This window comes from Oceanospirillum sediminis (assembly GCF_014164585.1).
GTDB lineage: Bacteria > Pseudomonadota > Gammaproteobacteria > Pseudomonadales > Halomonadaceae > Oceanospirillum > Oceanospirillum sediminis.
Window position 1 is genome coordinate 1 of the sequence record NZ_JACJFM010000037.1, and the last position, 22,115, is coordinate 22,115.

General features: G+C 43.5%; 18 protein-coding genes. 6 read left to right on the plus strand and 12 right to left on the minus strand.

Features of this window, described 5'->3' with window-relative positions; translation table 11 throughout:
• Window positions 1–210: 210 nt before the first annotated feature.
• Both sstT and hypF read right to left on the minus strand, forming a co-directional pair.
• The gene (sstT, locus tag H4O21_RS19755; protein ID WP_182810622.1) at window positions 211–1,452 is read right to left on the minus strand and encodes a serine/threonine transporter SstT; all 1,242 of its coding nucleotides are present in this window, start codon (window positions 1,450–1,452) and stop codon (window positions 211–213) included.
• Between the two features lie 230 nt (window positions 1,453–1,682).
• On the minus strand, window positions 1,683–4,262 hold the full coding sequence (gene hypF / locus H4O21_RS19760; RefSeq protein ID WP_182810623.1) for a carbamoyltransferase HypF: 2,580 nt from the start codon (window positions 4,260–4,262) through the stop codon (window positions 1,683–1,685).
• Window positions 4,263–4,389: 127 nt separating this feature from the next.
• On the opposite strand from hypF, the gene H4O21_RS19765 reads away from it, so the two are divergent.
• On the plus strand, window positions 4,390–5,889 hold the full coding sequence (locus H4O21_RS19765; protein ID WP_182810624.1) for an EAL domain-containing protein: 1,500 nt from the start codon (window positions 4,390–4,392) through the stop codon (window positions 5,887–5,889).
• Here the strand turns inward: H4O21_RS19765 and H4O21_RS19770 are convergent.
• The 4 genes from H4O21_RS19770 to H4O21_RS19785 all read right to left on the minus strand — a co-directional run bounded on the left by H4O21_RS19770 (window position 5,877) and on the right by H4O21_RS19785 (window position 10,881).
• On the minus strand, window positions 5,877–8,444 hold the full coding sequence (locus H4O21_RS19770; protein ID WP_182810625.1) for a carboxypeptidase-like regulatory domain-containing protein: 2,568 nt from the start codon (window positions 8,442–8,444) through the stop codon (window positions 5,877–5,879). The two genes, H4O21_RS19765 and H4O21_RS19770, sit on opposite strands and share 13 nt — an antisense overlap.
• Before the next feature lie 82 nt (window positions 8,445–8,526).
• A complete protein-coding gene (locus H4O21_RS19775; protein WP_182810626.1) occupies window positions 8,527–9,321 on the minus strand; it encodes a fimbrial biogenesis chaperone in 795 nt (264 codons plus the stop codon).
• A 76-nt stretch (window positions 9,322–9,397) separates the two neighbouring features.
• The gene (locus tag H4O21_RS19780; protein ID WP_182810627.1) at window positions 9,398–9,919 is read right to left on the minus strand and encodes a DUF4402 domain-containing protein; all 522 of its coding nucleotides are present in this window, start codon (window positions 9,917–9,919) and stop codon (window positions 9,398–9,400) included.
• Window positions 9,920–10,353: 434 nt separating this feature from the next.
• On the minus strand, window positions 10,354–10,881 hold the full coding sequence (locus H4O21_RS19785) for a DUF4402 domain-containing protein (protein WP_220495759.1): 528 nt from the start codon (window positions 10,879–10,881) through the stop codon (window positions 10,354–10,356).
• A gap of 249 nt (window positions 10,882–11,130) precedes the next feature.
• Between H4O21_RS19785 and H4O21_RS19790 the strand changes: the two genes are divergently transcribed.
• Together H4O21_RS19790 and hisC are read left to right on the plus strand one after the other, a co-directional pair.
• On the plus strand, window positions 11,131–12,507 hold the full coding sequence (locus H4O21_RS19790) for an EAL domain-containing protein (protein WP_182810629.1): 1,377 nt from the start codon (window positions 11,131–11,133) through the stop codon (window positions 12,505–12,507).
• A 102-nt stretch (window positions 12,508–12,609) separates the two neighbouring features.
• A complete protein-coding gene (gene hisC / locus H4O21_RS19795; RefSeq protein ID WP_182810630.1) occupies window positions 12,610–13,677 on the plus strand; it encodes a histidinol-phosphate transaminase in 1,068 nt (355 codons plus the stop codon).
• Between the two features lie 41 nt (window positions 13,678–13,718).
• Here the strand turns inward: hisC and H4O21_RS19800 are convergent, their stop codons facing one another.
• From H4O21_RS19800 to H4O21_RS19810, 3 genes are all read right to left on the minus strand, one after another.
• Entirely contained in the window at window positions 13,719–13,892 is a 174-nt protein-coding gene (locus H4O21_RS19800) for a DUF2496 domain-containing protein (RefSeq protein WP_182810631.1), read from the minus strand.
• Between the two features lie 15 nt (window positions 13,893–13,907).
• Entirely contained in the window at window positions 13,908–14,702 is a 795-nt protein-coding gene (locus tag H4O21_RS19805) for a substrate-binding periplasmic protein (RefSeq protein WP_220495760.1), read from the minus strand.
• A gap of 300 nt (window positions 14,703–15,002) precedes the next feature.
• Window positions 15,003–15,947 (minus strand): DMT family transporter, encoded by a 945-nt coding sequence (locus tag H4O21_RS19810; RefSeq protein WP_255487389.1) that lies wholly within the window; start codon window positions 15,945–15,947, stop codon window positions 15,003–15,005.
• 203 nt (window positions 15,948–16,150) lie between these two features.
• Here H4O21_RS19810 and H4O21_RS19815 point away from each other — a divergent pair, with 203 nt between their 5' ends.
• The gene (locus H4O21_RS19815; RefSeq protein WP_182810634.1) at window positions 16,151–16,549 is read left to right on the plus strand and encodes a thiol-disulfide oxidoreductase DCC family protein; all 399 of its coding nucleotides are present in this window, start codon (window positions 16,151–16,153) and stop codon (window positions 16,547–16,549) included.
• A gap of 78 nt (window positions 16,550–16,627) precedes the next feature.
• On the opposite strand, the gene megL is transcribed toward H4O21_RS19815, so the two are convergent.
• From megL to H4O21_RS19830, 3 genes are all read right to left on the minus strand, one after another.
• Window positions 16,628–17,827, minus strand: coding sequence for a methionine gamma-lyase (gene megL, locus H4O21_RS19820; protein WP_182810635.1), 1,200 nt, complete (start codon window positions 17,825–17,827; stop codon window positions 16,628–16,630).
• 232 nt (window positions 17,828–18,059) lie between these two features.
• Window positions 18,060–18,593, minus strand: a complete 534-nt coding sequence (locus H4O21_RS19825; RefSeq protein WP_182810636.1) for a GNAT family N-acetyltransferase — start codon at window positions 18,591–18,593, stop codon at window positions 18,060–18,062.
• Window positions 18,594–18,611: 18 nt separating this feature from the next.
• A complete protein-coding gene (locus tag H4O21_RS19830) occupies window positions 18,612–19,085 on the minus strand; it encodes an Lrp/AsnC family transcriptional regulator (protein WP_182810637.1) in 474 nt (157 codons plus the stop codon).
• Window positions 19,086–19,220: 135 nt separating this feature from the next.
• Between H4O21_RS19830 and H4O21_RS19835 the strand changes: the two genes are divergently transcribed.
• On the plus strand, window positions 19,221–19,841 hold the full coding sequence (locus H4O21_RS19835; RefSeq protein ID WP_182810638.1) for a LysE family translocator: 621 nt from the start codon (window positions 19,221–19,223) through the stop codon (window positions 19,839–19,841).
• A gap of 355 nt (window positions 19,842–20,196) precedes the next feature.
• Window positions 20,197–22,029, plus strand: a complete 1,833-nt coding sequence (locus H4O21_RS19840; protein WP_182810639.1) for a PQQ-dependent methanol/ethanol family dehydrogenase — start codon at window positions 20,197–20,199, stop codon at window positions 22,027–22,029.
• Window positions 22,030–22,115 lie beyond the last annotated feature (86 nt).

Below are 22,115 nucleotides of genomic sequence, written 5' to 3' on the forward strand. Positions count from 1 at the left end.
GAGCAGAAAATCAGTTGGCTTTATTTCCTGGAGCAATAAAGCCAACCGATGCTCGGTTAGATAGAAACCTGACTTTTTCAGGGCTGACTACTTATTAGCAGTCTATGGTATTGGCAGCTTAAGCTTAAGGGATTAAAGCAGAAAGCTAAGAAATCAGAAATTGATTCATGATTTGTATGCCAATCGACCTGTTAGCAATATTCGGCAACTTCAGGCAATTTCATCTTCCATCAGTTGCTGAATATCATGAGAGCAGCCATCAATTGCTGCCGTAAACAAAACGTCTGTTGAGCTATTCAGAGCAGTTTCAGCAGAATCCTGCACAACACCAATAATGAAGCCAACAGCAACGACCTGCATCGCAACCTCATTTGGTACGCCAAACAAACTACAGGCCATCGGAATCAATAATAAAGAACCGCCTGCAACCCCGGATGCGCCACAAGCTGAAACAGTTGCCACCAGACTCAGCAACAAGGCGGTAGCAACATCAACCTGAATGCCCAGGGTATGCACCGCCGACAGCGTTAAGACTGTAATTGTAATTGCTGCACCGGCCATATTAATCGTCGCACCCAGAGGAACCGAGACCGAATAAGTATCCTCATGCAAACCCAGTTTGCGACACAGTTCCATATTAACCGGGATATTGGCTGCGGAACTGCGGGTAAAAAAAGCGGTTACGCCACTTTCACGCAGACAGGTGAACACCAGCGGGTATGGATTCTGACGTGTCTTAATAAAGACCAATAAAGGGTTAACCACTAAGGCAACAACAATCATAGCAGTCAATAAGACCATCAATAAATGACTATAACCCAGTAAAGCATCCACACCTGTTGTCGCGACAGTATTAGCAACCAGACCAAAAATACCCAAAGGTGCAAGACGAATCACAATTCGAACCAGGAACGATACGCCATCAGCCAGATCAGAAACCAGTTTTTTGCTGTTATCACTGGCTCCACGCAGTGCAAATCCCAATCCCAGGGCCCAGGCTAACAAACCAATAAAGTTGCCATTAATCAGTGCATTAACCGGATTATCAACGACCCTGAACAATAAAGTACGTAATACCTCACCAATTCCTCCCGGTGGTGTAGTACTAACATCACTGCTGATCAGAGTCAGTTCTGTCGGGAATAAAAAGCTCAGCAGCACAGCAATCAGCGCGGCACAGAATGTCCCGGTCAGGTATAAGGTAAGAATAGGCCGGATGCGATGAGAGCTATCCAAAGACTGGTTAGCAATGGCTGACATAACCAGCACAAGAACCAGCACTGGCGCCACAGCTTTCAGGGCTTTTACGAATAAATCTCCCAAAATAGAAAAATTCACCGCCCACTCAGGCATAACCAGAGCCAGTACAATACCAGCTATAAGACCAAACATAATCTGTGCAACCAGACTACCGGAAGCAATGCGATTCAAAAAAACAGAAAACGGATTCATATCTTTTCCTGAGACAGTTCTCAGCATCATAGCTAATTAACGATGACCGAGCTAACTTACGACTAAAGGAGTATATTTCAGTCGCATCATACCCTAAAAAAAGAGTAATTCACCATAAAAAACACAGAAATACAGTGAATAAGACCATCAAATAGACAAGATATTAAGCATTCCTCCAGTCGCTACAGTCAGTTAACCTGGAGTCAGAAAAAGTACGTTGCAATCAGGAATTAAATATATCTGGCCGCTACGACTGTAGCCTGCCCTATCGAAATGCCGCCATCATTAGCCGGTATATGCTGATGAGAGATTAACTGCATATCAGGTAATCTTTTGCTGCATTGCTGACCCAGAAGCCTCAGCAATAACGAGTTCTGACTGACACCTCCTGTAATAGCCAGACAATCAGGTAAAGTCTCAACTTCCAGTTGAGTCATAGATTTTGCGACGAGATTAATTAAGCCTTCAGCCAGCCCTTTGTGAAAAGCCAAAGCCTGTTCAGTAATAATCTCGTCTGAGAAGCAAATATCTCTGGCATCAGATCCACCTGATAGAAGGATCATGCGCTCAATCAGCTCTGCCAGGGCACCGGATGAATCCAGCTGCCATTTACCATCCGGATTCAGTTCCAGACTGAAAGCCAGCGGCTGAACCTGATCCAGCTTGTGAACAACGCTTTCCGCTTTCATTTGCAACGCTATGGCTGCCTGCCCCTCATAAGTGATAATATCGGGAAATAGCCCCAAAGCAGCTGCAAACGCATCAAACAATCGCCCCGTAGAACTGGCCAAAGGCGAATTCAGCTGATTATCAATCATCTGACCAACCAGAGTAACAGGCTTATTCTGCAGAGCAGGATGATTCAGAATAGATTCTCTCTGATCTGTTTCTATTTGCCATGCCAGAGATAACAAATTTCGCCACGGCTCTCTCATAGCTTTTGCTCCACCAGGCAAGGGCAACGGTTTCAGCCCGGCCAGATGAGAACAATCCCTGTAATCACCAAGCAGAAGCTCTCCTCCCCATAATGCTTTATCTTCTCCCATACCTAAACCATCCAGAGCCAGGCACAAAACAGGTGATGCATTCAAGGGATAATGATTATCCAGCAGACAGGCCACCATATGGGCATGGTGATGCAGTACTTTTTTAACCGGTACCTGCCATTTATCAGACAGAGCCTCTCCGTGTTTAGATGGCAGATATTCAGGATGCTCATCGACTGCGATATATTCTGGCTGAAACTGATAAAGCATCAGAAAGCGTTCAACTCCTTGCTGATACTGATCCCAGCTACGAGCGGATTCCATATCTCCCATATGCGAAGATAACGTGGCTCTATTGCCCTCCAGCAGACAGAACGTGTTTTTTAATTCTCCTCCCATCGCCAGAACAGACGGCGCGCTTTCAAACCCTTCGGGCAGAATAATCGTTGAGGGTGCGTACCCTCTTGCCCTTCGCAGTACCTGATACGGTTCTGTTCTACAGGATAAACGTCCCTCCGAGCAATCCATTAAAGAGATATGCCCTGTTTCAGTAATCGGATTCCCCCACTGAACAACGGAGTCATCTACCCGGTTTTCGATCCGTCGGTTATTGATCAAAAAATAATCCGCTATATCAGACAGCGTTCGCAAAGCCTCATCATTATCAATGGCCTGAGGTTCACCGGATGCATTGCCTGATGTCATAATCAAAGGACCATCAAACTCAGCCATCAATAAGTGATGCAGAGGTGTTGCTGGCAGCATGATGCCTAATCGATTCTGTTCAGGGACAACGCCTTCGGCTAAATCTGCACTATCTCTTTTATAGAATAATACAATTGGAGACTGGGAACTGCTCAGTAACTTCCAGGCATCATCGGTTAGTAAACAAAGCTGCTCTGCCTGTTTCTGATCGGCGACCATAATCGCAAAGGGCTTGTGTGGCCGGTGTTTACGAACTCTCAAAAGATTTACCACATTCTGATTTCTGGCATCACACACCAGATGGAAGCCCCCAAGACCTTTAATTGCCAGAATATTTCCTGCTTTAAGCAGAGTAACGGACTGCGCTATTTCCTGCTGATTCCGGATATTACTCTCAGCAGACTTCTGATCATTAACAGATTCCCCCACAGTATTAACCAGAAGCAGCTCTGGCCCACACTCCGGACAAGCAACAGGCTGAGCATGAAAACGCCGGTCTGCCGGGTTATCGTATTCTGACTGGCACTCCGGACACAGATTAAAGTCTTTCATACTGGTTGTTGATCTGTCATAGGGTATACCTGTGATAATAGAAAGTCTGGGGCCACACCATGTACAGTTGGTGAAAGGATACTGAAAACGGCGTTCTCCGGCATTCTGTATCTCTATCAGACAATCGGGGCAAGTCGCCATATCCGGTGTACAGCCCGTTTTTACACTCCCCTGATCACTGCTGAGAATATAAAAGCTGTCATTGTCAGACAGATAATTATCCCACTCTGCCGGTTCAGTTAATAAATGAATATCTATGCTATCGATGCGGGATTGATCTGGTTTTTCAGCCAACAGCCTTTGTTCAAATACTCCGGCAATCTCCCTGGTAGTGCATAAGCCTATTTCTACGCCAGAACCATTATTCCTGACAAAACCTGTTAATTGCATTTCGGTTGCCAGACGCCATACAAAAGGGCGAAAACCAACACCCTGTACTTGTCCGGAAACAGAGAACATTACATGAGAATCCATTAATTCGACACTTACATCACGGGACACAATAACCTCACATATAAAAGACAGACTGCGCCAGAGATACTTACCAGCCATCCTTGAAAACCACATAAAACGTGGCTTCAGACTTTAATGTCATCAATTTAGATATTTTCTGACATAATACGTAACATTAGAGAATATTTTTGTTAATATTCACAATAACAATGTAACAATGCAAAAAATAACAGGCAAACATATGGATATATGCTCCTTGACTTTTGATACTCCGGCCACTGCCAAAGAAGCGATTCAGCCTGATGTATCCAGAATGTTATGGTTACATACCGGGTCTGAGTTCAGTATGGAGTTATCACAAAAAATCAGAGAGCTCTATAAAGAACTATGTGACTACACTCTTGCTGTAGCCTTACATGATAATTACTGCAATCAGAATCATGAATGGCTGCTGACAAAAGAAGAAGAGCTGCCGGGTTATCCCATACAACAAGTCCTGCTGCCACAACAGATTGACCCTATAACCGGGCTACGCAATCAGAATTATTTCCATAAATATATCAGGGAATATATCCAATTATCATCAGATGATTTTTATCTTATTATCAGTGACATAGATCAATTCAGAGCAGTCAGTCATTTTTATGGGACGGAGGCTGAGCAGTATGCCCTGACACGGGTTGCAGAACACTTACAACAATATATGGAAAACAGCGAAGTATTCAGGCTATCAGGCGATCAGTTTCTGATTCTTATGCCTGCACACTATTTTACTGATATAAAGCTGGAAACAGCACTGGAACAACTCTCCAGAATTGAGCTCAATTGGAATAATTATCAGATTAATATCAGCATGTCTTTCGGGATTGTTCGTCATGATTCCGACTCCCTGACCGAAAAAGATATCTCCGGATTACTGAGCAATACCAATATGGCTCTGAATCAGGCAAAGCGGCTGAAAAAAAGCACCTTCATCTTTTCTGGTGAACCTCATCTGAAACTGGAATACGGTCAGTATCTGAGAGGCGTTGGGTTACTGTCAGATGCATTAAAACAAGATACCCTGGAAGCATTCTACCAGCCTATTATATGCAATAAGACTCACCGCCTTCTGAGCCATGAGTGCCTGGCAAGAATACGCCATAAATATGGCTGGATTGGCGCAGATCAGTTTATCCCTCAAGCATCACAGTTCCGGTTACAAGGAAAATTGACACTGCGAATACTGGAAAAAGCCCGGAAAACTATGCAGAAATATCCCGGACGCTTTAGCATCAACCTTGCGCCGGAAGACCTGTTTGATGATCAGATATTAAGCGCCATCATTAAGTTATTAAATGAACAGCAGCTTGGAAAAAGAGTGACAATAGAGCTGGTAGAAACCAGTTCATTAATCAATTTGTCCAGAAGTATACAATCGATAGAAAAACTAAGGGCTACAGGGTGCAAGCTGGCAATAGATGATTTTGGCAGCGGGTTCGCCAACTTTTCCTATATATACAGACTTAAACCGGATTATTTGAAGCTGGATGGTAGCCTGATACGAGATCTGGACCGCAATCCGGAACTCAGAACCATCGTCAAAGGTATTATCAGTATCGCCAGTGAGCTAAAAATTGAAACAGTGGCAGAATTCGTGCACAACGAGAGTGTGTATTACTGGGTCAAAAAACTAGGTGTTGATGCCTCCCAGGGCTTCTATCTTTTCCCCCCTCAGGAAATACCACATCAACCCGATTGATAGACAGGGTTAACAACCACCCAGAGGTTTTCATGACTAACCTCTGGCCGGGCCAGCTCTATTTGCTCTTTTTCTGTTCTCATATAAAGGATGTATTGTCCGGGTGGAATAAAATCCATAACAAAAAAACCATCGTAGGCAGTGTACATCTCAGCCACCTGATCTGCTGACTCTTTATCTAAAAGTACCAGATGGACTGCACTTAAAGGGCGTCCCTGACTATCAGATAACATGCCCTCTACAGACCCGGTATCAATAACAGGCCAGTCGATATAAGCCACTCTTTCAGGCCGTACTGGGATATCAATGGAATTAACAGGGGAAATACGGTAGGGATCTTCAAAGTCAGTCATGACCAGTGATACCTGTGACAAAGACTTCAGATCCATCCACACACCCTCTGCATTGGTAAAGTCAGAAATTGATCCTCTTTGATAGAATCTCTTCTTACTAATCAGCTTTTCATCAGTATCCAGGGTACCATTATTATTTTCATCATGGTAAATACGGCCAAATGCCGGATAACTCAATTTTTCATTATTTGCAGTATACCCACCTCGTTTAGCTGGCAATAAACTACCCTTCACAGAGAGGTTAAAGCCAGCACCATCCTTTCTGTTCCAGTTTAATTCACTACCTACAGAAAAGTGATTCGATTTACCTGACCATATTAGCCTCAAATCCAATAGACTCTCATCACTTGATTGATAGTTAACCCCCAAACCAAAGCCTTCACAGTATTTTTTATATTCCTCCACATAACGCTTACAAATCCACTCAGGCCAGATTTCATGAGGGATAAACAGATCCAGAGATTGCTGATAATCATCTGACTTGTCTTCTTTCTGATGAAGCAACCTTGCTTTAAAGCCACCTAATCTGTACCTGAGAATAGCAGAAGGCGTACACAGGCTCTCAGTATATTCAAAAAAGTCACAACTATTATTAACAGCCAGATTCCAATGGCCCAGCCTGAAACGCACCACCTGATCCAGACTCCATATATCCTCTGAAATAGCTTCCTTAAAAAACACTCTGTTATTAATAGTTACTGGTATCGTAATATCGTTCAGGCTGTAATTCAGCCCTGCATAGGCTTCTCGGATAACATCTTTATCATCTCTTAATACTACCGGCCATTGACTCCGGTCTGAAACACCTGACGAATATGATAAACCATCACCTTTTTTATCAAATGAAAACGAGTAAGTAGCAGCCGTGTCTGTAAAATAACCTCTGAAACGCCAGGCAATATCAGATAAGTACCCATTAATATCACCACCCAGAATAGTGCGTAGCTCACCACTTTCATCCTGTCGCGAGATAAGGTTAAATCTGAAATCAGCATCCAGCCCTAAACCAAGCCCCAGAGTCACCAGATGAGCATCAGTACTATCAATCTGCTGATCATAAAGCATGCTACTGATTGATGACGTGGTTTTGATATAAGAATAGGCAATACCCCATTCTCCTTTCTTCAGATAATTCGGGGTAATAACAACACTATGATTATCAACCCTCTCCTCTCCATAAGGGCCATAAAGACGCACTGTTATCTGATTCATACCCGATACCAGCTCAACATCAAACTGGTAAATGCCTTCAGAAGAAATCGTCTGAAAGTCAATTAACTGCTGATTGATATAAAGCTCTGCTTCCCACTTATCAGGCGCCTGACCAACAATAGCGCGCTTATCGAAAATATTACCAGACCTTCGAAAAGTACTCAGGTTCACTCCTGTTCCCCCAGAGTAAGGGAAAACATCTGAAATTGACTGAGTCGTAATATCTCCGAAAGATAATGACTTAATATACCCGGCCAGTGGGGGTTGAGCATCATCATCTGACACCTGATAAGCTGATTTCCAGTACGTCAGTCTGGGATCTGATTTATTACCGGATAATAAATTCCAGCGATTCCCCATACCAAGCAGATCTCCGCGCCCTTGCACCAGAAAGCTGTGGCTATTACTGGCAGAGGAATATCTCCAGTTCCAATCCAGAATTGGGGCAGATAAAAGAGAATAAGGAATGCCGGCATGAAAGCGTCCGGATTTTCTGTCAGCCCGCTTTTTTAACTTCTGCTTCCGGTATTCATCACGTTTAATGGCTTCTATTTTGGGAATAAATCCTCTGGGTTCAATACTCAACAGCATATCTCTGTATTTAAATTCCAGGGATAGTGGCCATATTTTTTCCAGATATTCAGCCTGAATAAAAAGCTCAGCATCAAACTCCACATAATCTTTCAGCCAGGCATTTTCCGGAAATATTGTTTCCTTAATACCTACACCAGAAAGCTTCAGTTTATTATCTGCTTCAGACAACTGCATCATATTGTTTGCTGCAGTCTTTTCTAAATCAAGGGTAAGAGGTGCCAGCTCCAGGTGGTAGGGAATTCCTAATGCGTCAGCAAGGGCGGATACGGGGATAAATAAGATTTCATCTCTCTGATACCCGAATAAAGATTGTGCAAGAAGGTAACGGCCAGCATAGACATCAAAAATAACAGGCTCTTCTTCAGCCAGAGCACTATTGAAAGCAAATAAGCACAAAAAAGCAGAAAGCCACAATGGCTTTCTGCTACAAGATATATGACTCTCTGATAATAAATCTCTGCAAAAAGCGAATATGAAATCAGATTGATATATTTTTCCGCACCAACTGCTTCTCACCATTTCTCAGATTGTACTCAATTTCTAATATATATTTTTTATTTCTGTCAATGGCAGCACTATTTTGCACCGGAATACTGTACGTATAACGATCATTATCAGTATACATAACCTGAACACTCATCATAACAGGTACGTTATTACCATCTTCATACAGATTGACAACTGCCCGCGAGCTATACAACCCTTTACGTTCAACCTGCATATTCAGAAAATATTTTCCTTCTTTTTTCTTCAGCTCCAGATTATTGAATTCAAGATCGGCCTCGCCATCTCCCTGACGGACAAAAACAGGAATACTGGTACCAATCAACAAATCCATTGAGATACCTGGTGTTGTTGCTGTCGCTGGAGTATTAATACCTTTAACTGTCTGAAGCCTCTGAAAAAGCATATGAGAGCGGTATTCACCATCTTTCAAATCTGCTGGCCTTCGCAGCATAACTCGTACAGCCTGAGTCTCACCTGGCTCAAGGATAACCTGTCTGGGGGCATAACGAATCATTTTTGAGGCAGCAGGAGTCTTTCTTGGATTTTTTTCATCATCAACCTGTTTAATCAGGCCCAGAGAATCCATCACAATATCTTGCCAGCCAATTCGGTAGGTGTAGGTTTCATTACCTCGATTCTGAAGATTAAGTCTTACGGATCTCTGACCAGGTTCAAAAACAACCTTTTCAGGAAATACCGCCAGTTGAGCATATGAGATTCCAGGTAAAAACGCTAAAAACAGAAGAAGTAGTCTGAGATGAGTCATATTTATAGTGCCATAAGACCCATCTCTTTTTATAAAGAGATGGGCTGCATTGTATTATATTATACTTCTAGTACAGTTACAGGATGGTAGCTGTAACAGTCGCCTGACCGGTATAAGTACCTGACAACTGGTTTCCACCAACAAGAAGCGTCGCTCCAACATTCAGAGTAGTCGTGTTAGTGCCATCCAGTGTAAATTCATTAGAACCGGCACCAGCTCCTCCCTGATAGGTAAAGCCGCTAACAGTCATAGTGACATTACTGTCAGCAGAGTTTACTAATGTAACATCTGGTGTATCCAAAGAAACCTTCAGGTTTGCTGTGGATGAATCCAGCGTTACAACCGCAGGTTGAACCGTACCACCTGCAGATGTCACATCACCGCCATAGTTGATTGCTCCAGCAGTATCAATGGTTACTGAACCACCTCCAGCACCCGGATTCAGCAGACCAAAATCCATATTTTGCGTGGTTGCCACGTCAAGATCTGCAGGAATTTCTGCATTAATATCAAATACTGCATTATTTGCCGCGTGAGCAACAGTAACAGCAGATGCAACAACCAAAGCTAAACCAGTACGTTGAAAAATCTTTTTCACTTCAGAACTCCTGTTCCAAAAAAAATCGGGTCATTTGCTTTTAACCGGCAACAATTCGGGTCCTGCCGTGATAAAAGCTATTTGTTATATCGCTTCTTCTGTTGCTAAAACCATTGCTATTCCAGCAATCAAAAGGTTTTCAACAACTTCTATACAGATCAAATCTGTAACACTACCTTACAATAATCTGATAAAAACAAACAAACCCACAACCCACTGATACTGTGTAAAGCAAGACAGATCAGAAAAACAGTGAAAAATAATAAAAACACATCCAGTAAACAACTTAAGTTTAATGAGCTTGCATCTGCAAATAGAAGCCATTTTGTCAGACAGATTCTATCCTGAGAGCGCAAAAGATTTATTCGGAAATACAGCCTGCAATTGCATCATCAGCTCTCGTCATCAATAAGATACCTCAAACTCGAATATCCTCAGAACATATAGCTCATATTTACCTGTAGCACGCCATGATAACGACCAGCACTGATATTTCCCGGGTAGAACAACGTTGCACCGATTCTCATTTCCTGTTTACTGCCTTTTTCTACATCCGCATGCTGGCCCGATGAAAACAATGTTCCTTCATAAGAGAAGTTGAAGTTTTTCACTGTCAGGACACCATTAGTTTCTGAGTTTGTCAGCAAAATTTCTGTTGGAAAAATCAAAGCTACGCCAGCCACACCATTTCCGGGGATGGTAATGCTCATACGGCCAGAGACTAACTGAGCACCTCCTCCACTGAGAGGAGAAACAGTAATTTTTCTGCTTTCTCCCAGCGAGATATTTCCGAAATCGATCCCCTGCTTAACCTCGATAACCGGGGTTTCGATAACTTCAACTCTGATATCAAATTCAGCACTGACCGCATAAGCATGCTGTGTCATAAAGCAGATATTCAGCACCATCAGCAAATAAGCAATACCCTTGAAACCACCAAAAGCGAGATTTCTGTGCCTCATGAAACAATAATTACTCATAAAAATTGACTCTAATCAAGTTAAGCTTGAAATTGTCACAATTTGAAGACATGATGAGTTACAAATAGTGCCTGAACTCTAACATTTCAGACTACTACGAACCTGAACATAAGCACTTTTTCATTCTACAGCCAACAGACATACATAAGCTGGCAAGTGTATTAACGAGAAATTTCTGTTCAGATGAAGACGTCATGGACATGTAACAAAGCCCAGGGATGAAGATATATTATGGATATAGCAAATTCTGACACACTATATCAGTTTATGCAGAAACAATTCATTGATACTGTTCTCGATATCAGAAAAAACACAGAATGGCAGATAGAAAAGAGGAACAACCCTCATCAACTGGAATGGGATAGATATACCTCATGCCTTGAAAATCTGGAACAATTAAGTTGTCACGATAGTGAGTTAAGTACTTTTCTTCAGAAAATTTCTTCCTGCACAAACCATAGTCAGCTGAGTCCGGAAATTCTGCTACAGGATTGGTTCTCATACTACGCCTGTTTGTTACAATGTTACGATCAATTGAACACTTCACCGATGTTCAAACGTTTTCGTATTAACCGTTATGAGATGCTGACACGATTTGAAGAATGGATTATTCAATACCAGGAGCTGACCTCAATAAGCAATGTAAAGCCAGATGAAACCTTGTTGGCATGGCCTGCGTTTATCGAGCATTTTCACATCAGGAAACTGATGAAATATCTGGCCGCCTTCTGGGTACAATGGCAAGGAATGAAAGCCAGTGATGCAAAGAAAATACTGACTATGCTTGGCCTGAGAACGAAAGCCAGTATTGAAGAACTAAATAATATTACTCTGCCTTACCCTCCTGGATTCAATCCGGTATCAACAATTAAAGTACAGTCCTTTACCGGACAGAATAAGCAAGACAATCAGGTATTAATTCTGTTTCAGCCTGTGTTTTGTAATCGGAAGGGACTGCTACAGCACTGTGAAGCCTTTATCAGACCAAACAGACAAAAGCCTGCTTCAGTAACATCTGTTAGTCATATAAATTCAGCTATGAAAATACTGGCAGAACGACTTCCACATACGGATATTCCCGTAGCAATATCAATTGCTGCTTCAGCTCTGGCTGACTCTGAGTTAAAAAAACAACTGGACCAGATAGCCTGTCAGCCTGATTTGTGCAGTAAGCTTATCATCCAGATAGATTGTACCTCTCTTGCAGAACCAGCAAGATACCTCATCAACACCCTGGCCAGCCTTCAGGAGTCAGGATGCAAACTTATACTGGACAATTGCGGTATAAATCAGTTACCTGGGAAAGAGATTCTTAATCTGTTCAGCTATCTTCGACCTCATCCTCACTTGTTACACGATAGTAAAGAAGATCTGGCAGCCCGACTGATACTGAATGAACTGGTCCAGTATGCTGCTCAGACAAACCTTAAAGTTATTGCGCAACACGTTGATTCTGCTGAAACGGAAAAGCATCAGAACCACCTGGGCTTCGACCTTTCTCAAGGTAACTGGCTGGCAGAAGCTGCTCTGCACCCTCCTGCAAGTGATCATTTCAATCGGGCAAAAAATACTGATTCAGCACTGACTTTAGCTTTAGTTAATGCGTAATGATAACTCTGCACTGGTAGTCATAAAACTACGTGATGATATAACCCATTAGTGATAATCTGTTTCGCTCTGCAAAATAGTTAACAGGAAGAGTTTCATCATATGAGCAAGTTCTGGAGTGAAGCGATAAAAGACCTTCAACCCTATGTTCCGGGCGAGCAGCCTAAAAAAGATCAGATTATCAAGCTTAACACTAATGAAAACCCTTACCCACCGTCTCCCAGGGTCATCCAGACACTGAAAGACTATCCAGCTGAGAAGCTACGTCTGTACTCTGATCCGGACAGTACTGAACTGAAACAGACATTATCTGAGCATTTTAACCTGCCTTCAGATCATGTCTTTGTTGGTAATGGTTCTGATGAAGTACTTGCTCATACCTTTATGGCCTTCTTCCGCCACCCGGAACCTCTTGTCATGCCTTCTATGACATACAGTTTCTACGATGTCTACTGCAATTTGTATGATATAGAAGCCAGACACATTCCTCTGGGAGAAGACTTCCGTGTAAATCTGGAAGAATATCCATCAAAAAATGGTGGGATTATTTTTGCCAACCCCAACGCCCCAACGGGAGTTGCCATATCTCTGAATGAAATTGAAGCTTTGCTGAAACGCAACACAGAAACTGTTGTTGTTGTCGATGAAGCCTATGTCGATTTTGGTGCAGACAGTGCTGTAAGCCTGATAAAAAGCCACCCGAACCTTCTGGTAATACAGACGTTGTCAAAATCCCGCAGTCTGGCAGGCATGCGTGTCGGTTTTGCTCTTGGTCAACCAGAACTGATAGCGGGTCTGGAACGGGTGAAAAATTCGTTTAACTCATATCCTCTGGATATGCTGGCTATAGCCTCGGCCAGCGAAGCGATTCGTGATCAGGAATATTTTGAAGAAACTGTCAGAAAAATTATTGATGATCGCGACTGGACAAGTACACAACTAACATCACTTGGTTTCAGAGTATTACCCTCATCAACCAATTTTGTTTTTGCTGAACATAAGTCCGCTACCGGTACTGACCTGATGCAGCATCTGAGAAATCAGAATATTCTTGTTCGTCACTTTTCCAAACCCGGCATTGAGAATTTCCTGAGGATCACAATCGGAACCCGAAGTGAAATGGAAGCATTAATTCAAGGGCTTAAAAGTTTCCCACAGCTAAGTTGCTGATAAACACTTCTCCAACAAATAATGAACAGTAAAGGGCTGGATTAATCCAGCCCTTTTTCTTTGCATTCATTCTGACCGGACAGTTTTTGCTGATAGTCATTTAAGGCAATCCGCAGCGCTTTTTCGGCAACAGCCGGATCTATATTATTGCATTCCAGCAATTCAATAAGATCTACAGCCAGCTTAATGTGCTCTGGAGCTGTTTCCAGGGACATAAATCCTTCTTTATTTTATTGCGTCTGTTGTGATGCCCATAGTTGATGGGCTTTTTCCAGATAAGTATTCATTCTGCTCTGAGTGTCAAATAACGTCAGAGCTTCTGCCAATTGTTCTTTTAACTGATCCGAATTACATGCCGAAACTCTGGATACGGTCAGATATAAATTTTGCCTGGTAACAGGCTCATTATGAACAGCAACATTTTCAATATTCAATTGATTTGCATAAGCTTTACCCGGATTTTCCTCATAAATAAGATAATCAACCCGAGCTGCACTCAACATGCGCAAGCCTTGCTCCAGACTGACCACCTGATTGATATTTAATTCCGTGGCTGAGTATTCATCAAACTCCTGGCCAAAACTGTTATTAATCACAGTGACGCCACGCAAAATTTTCAGATCTGACCATAGAGTATACTTAAAGGGTTTTTCTTTGTTAAACCAGACCGCCGTGGCAGTCCCCTGAAACTCAGGATAAATATAGTCCATATACTCTGTTCTTGGTTGTGTAAAAAAAGCACCTGCGATCATATCAACCCGACCTGAAGCGACTTCTTTTTGCACCCGTCCCCATGGACCACTGTATCTCAGGTCAATAGGCAGAGCTATTTCTCTTGCCAGGTCTTCGATCATGAACGCAATTGCACCTACCAGTTTTTCAGGGTCATCGGGAGATCTCCATAGATATGGTGGGTACTCTGCATTGCCACTGGCTATAAGGGCTTTACATTCACTCTCTGCTCTGACTGAAGGTGATAACAGGCTTGTCAGAATCAAAAGCAGCAGTACATACACTCTAATCATAAGCATTCTCAGAATTACACTGGAGTTAGATATATCTTACAAAAAAAATCACAATATAAACATAAAAACACATATAAAAAATAAGGTTCAGGCTATATCCAACATCCAACAATTCCCTTACTCGGCCTCTGTATATCTGTTACGAATATCCCCCCATTTTTACCAGGCATAAAAAAGGCAGCCATTACAGCTGCCAAACACATGAAAAATGACTCAAAGGAAAGTAGTATGAAGGAAAGTGGTATGACTCGGATGATGGCTTTGACTGATAACACGAGTCTCAGGACAAGCCTCTCTCTGTCACTTCTCAGTTTTTATCGCACCACTGGCCAGAACAACACCAATACTGATCAGGAAAATACCCAGTAGAATATGCTCGTTCAATACTTCATTAAGCCATAATAATGCTATACCAGAAGCCACGACAGGTGTCAGAGAGCCAATAGCAGAGGTCGTTTCAGCACCCAGTCTTGAAATAGCAAAAGCAAAAAGAAAGCTTGAAGCCAGGCCGGCTCCCAATCCCTGAACCAGCATCTGGGCAAATAACTCATTCCATTCAACCTGGTACCAGCCTAACTCGGGCTGATACATCAGACCATAAATCAACAGAAAGCAACTACTGGGTAAAGTCACCACTGATGCGGCAACTAATGGAGACAAACCGCACTGACGAACAGATACTGCAAACAGAGCCCAGAAAAAACTGGCCAGCAGAAAAATGCCTTGCCCCATCAGCCCATTCCCACCGGATAAGGACTCCAGCAGAAATGTAGCCACACCTGAAGCAATCAGGATAAGGCCATATAAACGCCACTGCGACAGTGGCTGACGAAATAACAGAACAGCCAGTCCGGTTACAAACAAAGGAGCCACTCCGGGAATTAATGTACTGCCTTCGGCTACCAGACCTGTTTTCATTCCCATAGCGCCGAGCCAGAAAAACGGTACCCCTCCTCCTATCAGTAATCCTGCCAGATAAATCAGGGGCACCTTTCGAATAGAGTTAAAGTGACGTATGAATAAAGGGGCCAGCAATACTCCGGGTATAACAAAGCGGAACAAAGCGATCTCATAAGTTGTCAGTGCAGAAGATGCTCCGATTTTAAGAGACATAAAATAACTGGCCCATACCAGAACCATTAGGGACGCAGCCAGAATGCCGATCCATTTTTGATATGAAGATACTCGCTGATCTTCAACCTGCAGTACAGATGACGACGAATTTTGACTTGTTACAACAGACATAATGACACTGAGTCCAATCGGGATTTGCGGACTATTCTGTGTGATTTAAGCCAGGTAAAACCTGCAAATTTCAAAGTAAAAAACAATCTATTTGGCATAATTCACCAACAACTATGGAAAAAATATTTTTTCTGAGCACCACACCCTGATTTATTGCGTAAAAAATATGGCCTTATTAATTTACTCATGAAAAAGAGTTCATAATGCATAAACGGCAACAAAGCAGTTTCTGGCTTTTTTATGACGGAGCCTGCCCTCTGTGTGAGAAAGAAGTTCAATGGCTGAAGCGAAGAAAAACCAAAGCAAATCATACTCTGCACTTTATCGATATCAGCCAACCGTCATTCAATGCCAAAGAGTATGGCAAAAGCATGGAGGATTTTATGGGTGAACTTCATTTGAGAAGCGCTGATGGGGAGTGGCTGAAAGCAATGGAGGCCACACGCATGATTTACAGAATTATTGGTCTGGGGTGGCTTATGGCACCAACAGGCTGGCCAGGGTTGCGAGCTCTGACAGATATGGCTTATCGTGTTTTTGCTCGTTATCGTCCCAGAAAAAAGTCCTGTACAGAACGCTGCGGCTTACCATCCGAAAAGTAATAGAGTGTATGGAGAGCAGTATTGCCAGTAATACAGGACTGACAGTGGCAACTGACAGTCCTGTAGATTAAGCAGGTATTAGCAGACAGATAAAGCCTGGGAAAGATCAGCCTGTATATCCTTAACATCTTCCAGACCGACAGAAATTCGAACCAGTCCTTCTGAAATATCGTGAGCCATACGCTCTTCAGGAGTATATGTTGAGTGGGTCATGCTGGCCGGATGCTGACACAGAGTCTCGGCATCTCCAAGGCTAACAGCCCTTTTAATCATTTTCAGATTGTTCATGAACTGCTTGCCTTTTTCCAGGCCGCCTTTAAGTTCAAAAGCAATCATTCCACCAGGTAATGTCATCTGCTGTTGAGCCAGCTGATAGAAAGGACTGGACTCTAAACCTGGATAGTAAACCTGTTCAATTTCAGGCTGCTCGGCTAGCCAGCGTGCAATTGCCAGCGCAGACTGGCTGTGTCTTTCCATTCTTAGCTCAAGGGTTTTCAGGCCACGCTGGATAAGAAATGCGGTCATAGGAGAAATGACCGCACCGGTCATATCTTTCAGCCCCTCCAGGCGAATCCTTGTCACTGTTTCTTCGTCACCAACAACAGCACCAGCAATCAGGTCGCCATGCCCCCCCAGATACTTTGTCGCAGAATGCACCACCAGATCGGCACCCAGAGTTAATGGTCGCTGCAAAGCTGGGGTACAATATGTATTATCCACGATGACCTTAATATCATTACTATAGTTATGAACAAGCTGACTGATGGCAGCAATATCCATAACCCGTAAAGTGGGGTTAACAGGTGATTCAAAATACACAATGCGGGTTTGATCGGTCAGTGCATTTTTAACCGCAGACAGATCACAGCAATCGACATAGCTGACATCTACACCAAACTTCTTTAATCCATGCTCAAGAAAGGCAAAGGTACAGCCATACAGTGTTTTATCCGCAACAACATGATCACCTGCTTTCAGAAGTGTCCAGAATGTTGCGCTAATCGCTCCCATTCCTGATGCCATCGCCAGAGCTGCTTCACCCTCTTCCAGATCTGCTAAGCGCGTTTCAAGAACAGATTGAGTCGGATTACCAAGGCGACTGTAAATGGGCCCCTCTGCTTCACCGGCAAAACGCTCTCCCCCCTGCTCAACCGAGTCAAATGCAAAGGTTGATGTCATATAAATTGGCGGAGTCAGTGAGCCATTTGCACTACTGGAGTCATAGCCATAATGGATAGCTCTGGTAGAGAAAGCAGCTTTTTGAGCATCGTTATTCATAAATCACCCGTACTTGTTATTGTTGTCTTCAGCTTTATTAAAAGCTTAGTGCAGCCCTCCCAGGCTTAGACACCAAATACAGGACATTAAACGTAAACGATTAGTGACAATCACCAATAACAACCCCAAATATTGTGTTAATCGCTATGAACTCATTCAAATGCAGTGTGTAACTCTGACAACATCAGATTCAGATCAGACACGAGATAGCAGAATCATGTAAAATATCGGGTCAGGCCGATGCTCTTTTCCTGATACGTTTCACGTAGATATTATAAATCTTCTGCTCACCAGTATCGGTATCCATTTCTTTTCTGGCATATCTGTAGCTGGCGCCTGTTCTAAGTGCTACTCTGATAGATGGTTTATTATCCGGCTCACATCTGAAACAAAGAAGATCAACCCGGCCTGCTCGCAGTAACTGATTTTCCAGGAAATTCAGACTGAGAATAACCAATCCTTTTTTGCACATATCCTTAGCCAGCCAATAACTGAGCTCAGCCTGTCGCTGTACAACACCCTTAACACCAATAATGCCAGCTGCAGCCCCCCGAAAACGGATGATATACCAGGATGACGACTGATACGCTGAGACACGATGACGGATATATCTGAGCATATCTTCCTCATCCACAATACTGTCTACCCAGGATAGGGACCTTCTGAGAAAAGAGTGATTCTTTCTGACAAGATGATAAAGAGTCAGCACTTCAGCTTCTGAGAGTGGAGAAAGAGTAATTTCCGGTGAGACGGTTAAATCAGGCATATATCAATCTGCTTTTAGTTAGTCATCGCTCAACGTCAGAACGGGCGCGTCTTTAATACATGACATCAGCATGTAAGAGTGTAATCCCGAGATAAAACTGGTCTGAAAGGTCTCATTGACCAGAGTATTAAATTCTTTCATTGTCTTGCAGTAGACTCTCAACAAGAAGTCATATTCTCCGGTCACTGAAAAACACTCATAGATAACGGGTGTCTGCTCAATCAGCTGAATGGTTTTTTCCCGCGCATTAACCTCACTTTTACGATACTGGACCATCATAGCTACTGAAACATCCATACCCGCCTTTTCCCGGTTAAGCACTGCGGCATAACGCTCAATAATTCCCACATCTTCCAGACGTTTTAACCGGCGAAAACACTGAGAAGATGATAAGCCGACACGCTCTGCCAGCTCCAGCCTTGGAACCTGACAATTCTGCTGAAGGATATTCAGAATGCTTATATCATATCGATCAAGTGCGATTTCCTGCATGATTTTAATCTCTTTAAGTTATCTTGCGAGCATAATCATGCAGTATAACGTGCTTATCAAGTTTATATTGCAAAGATTATTTCACCAGTTTCAGGATACATTTTTGTCACGAAATCATTCTTCAGGGAAACTGCAATGAATCTTGCTCTGTTATCTGTTTTTATCCCGACTTTCTTTTTTGTCTCTATCACTCCGGGTATGTGCATGACACTGGCTTTAAGCATGGGGATGAGTATTGGTTACCGACGTACATTATGGATGATGCTGGGTGAAATGGTGGGTGTAGGGCTGATTGCGGTGCTGGCTGTTGTTGGCATTGCTTCCGTTATGCTCAGCTACCCCTGGTTATTTACTCTGTTTAAGTCAATTGGTGCAGCATACCTGTTTTATCTGGGAGTTCAGCTATGGCTATCCAGAGGAAAGCTGGCCTTAAGTGATGAAAGTACGGATATTCAGACGGGAAATAACTGGGAACTGGTGTTACAGGGTTTTGTTACAGCCATTGCGAATCCTAAGGGATGGGCATTTATGATCTCACTGTTGCCTCCTTTCATTGATAACAGCAAACCTTTAACGACTCAGTTGCTTCTGTTGGTATCGATTATTCTGATTTCAGAGTTTATCTCAATGACACTGTACGCAACAGGAGGTAAGGGCCTGAAAAGTCTGTTAGGCAATAGCGAAAATGTTCGCTTTATGAACCGGATATCCGGAAGCTTAATGATGGGTGTCGGTATCTGGTTGTTTGTCAGCTGAGACTACCCGGCTTTGTATTTGTGCCAGTGCGTTCACTGGTACGAAACCTTTCCAGTTATCCTGTTCAATATCGCTAACTCTGTTTTCGATTACCCCTGTTTTATCCGGGCTCTTGTGCAACCGACATAACGACCTCTTCTCCCTTACTAAAGTCCCAATACCTAAGCACTAATCCTCTGAGATTACTACGGGATTTCTCCCTCATACTCCTGGGATTTTTTCCCTTTTATAAGGGCATTCGCCCCGGCAAAGCCGGGCTTTCTGCCATTGTCGAATATGAAGCCGAACACTGAGAATAAGTGTCGCGATTTGCCAATCGCAGCTATGAATTTCAGAAACCACAGGGTCTATAAAAATGACAAAAAGAAAATCGAAGATCGCAGGGCTTAAGCCGCTGTGTGCCGCCATTGGTTTGAGTCTGATTGCCGGTTCAGCATTCGCTAAGCCGGTAACCTGGGAGGATATTGCAAACGACGCAAATACACCGGAAGACGTTCTGGGTTATGGTATGGGGCCGAAAGCTCAACGCTGGAGTGATCTGACCGAGATTAACGACAAAAACATCCATAAGCTGGTTCCTGCATGGTCGTTTTCTTTTGGTGGTGAAAAGCAACGTGGCCAGGAAACTCAGGCTCTGGTGCATGACGGTGTCATATATGTCACGGCATCTTACTCCCGTATCTTCGCAATCGACGCCAAATCAGGTCAGAAACTGTGGTCTTACTCTAAGCGTCTGCCTGATGATATCCGTCCTTGCTGTGACGTAGTTAACCGTGGTGCTGCGATCTTTGGCGATATGATTTACTTTGGTACCCTGGATGCTTCGATTGTTGCTCTGGACAAGAAAACCGGTAAAGTGAAGTGGAGAAAGAAATTCGGTGACCACGCTGCAGGTTACACGATGACCGGTGCTCCAACGATTATTAAAGATCAGAAAACAGGCCGTGTTCTGCTGATCCACGGATCTTCTGGTGATGAATTCGGTGTAGTCGGTAAACTGTTTGCCCGTGATCCTAAAACCGGTGAAGAAGTCTGGATGCGCCCCTTTGTTGAAGGACACTATGGTCGCCTGAATGGCAAGAAGAGCACGCCAACTGGTGATCCAAAAGCACCGAGCTGGCCGGATGACCCGAACTCCCCGACTGGCAAAGTTGAAGCATGGAGTCACGGCGGAGGTGCACCATGGCAGTCAGCCAGCTTCGATATCGAAAATAACAGAATCATTGTTGGTGCAGGTAATCCTGCGCCCTGGAACGGTTGGGCGCGTACTTCACCTGGCGGTAACCCAGCAGACTACGACAGCCTATACACTTCTGGTCAGGTAGCGGTTGATCCAGGCACGGGTGAAGTAGATTGGTTCTACCAGCACACACCAAACGATGCCTGGGATTTCTCCGGTAATAACGAGCTGGTACTCTTCGAGTATAAAGACAACGGTAAAACAGTAAAAGCTACCGGACACGCTGATCGTAACGGTTTCTTCTATGTTGTTGACCGTAACAACGGTGACTTCATTCGTGGTTTCCCATTTGTTGACAACATCACCTGGGCTACTCATATCGATGAAAAAACGGGTCGTCCGGTAGAAGTTGAAGGCCAGCGTCCTCCTCTGCCAGAAAAAGGTGAGAAGCGCGGTAAGTCTGTTGAAGTATCACCTCCATTCCTGGGCGGTAAAAACTGGAACCCTATGGCTTACAGCCAGGATACCGGTCTGTTCTACCTGGGCGCTAACCACTGGAAAGAGGATTACTGGACTGAAGAGGTTAACTATAAGAAAGGTGCTGCCTACCTGGGGCAGGGTTTCCGTATCAAGAAAATGTACGATGATCACGTAGGCGTTCTTCGTGCAGTTGATCCGGTAAAAGGTGAAATCGTATGGTCTCACAAAGAAAAACTGCCTCTGTGGGCTGGTGTTCTGGCAACGAAAGGTAATCTGATTTTCACCGGTACCGGTGATGGTTATGTTAAAGCGTTCAATGCTAAAACCGGTAAGGAAATGTGGAAGTTCCAGACAGGTTCCGGCATCGTAGCCTCCCCGGTGACCTGGGAAATGGATGGCAATCAGTACATCGGTATCGCAAGCGGCTACGGTGGTGCTGTACCGCTGTGGGGTGGCGACATGGCTGATCTGACTAAACCTGTTTCACAGGGTGGTTCTTTCTGGGTATTCAAACTGCCTGAGCACTAATTTAAAAACTTAGTGTGGTATGGCCAATCATCCATGATGATTGGTTGATATCCCGGATGATTCTTCATGCGGATCACCTGAGGTCA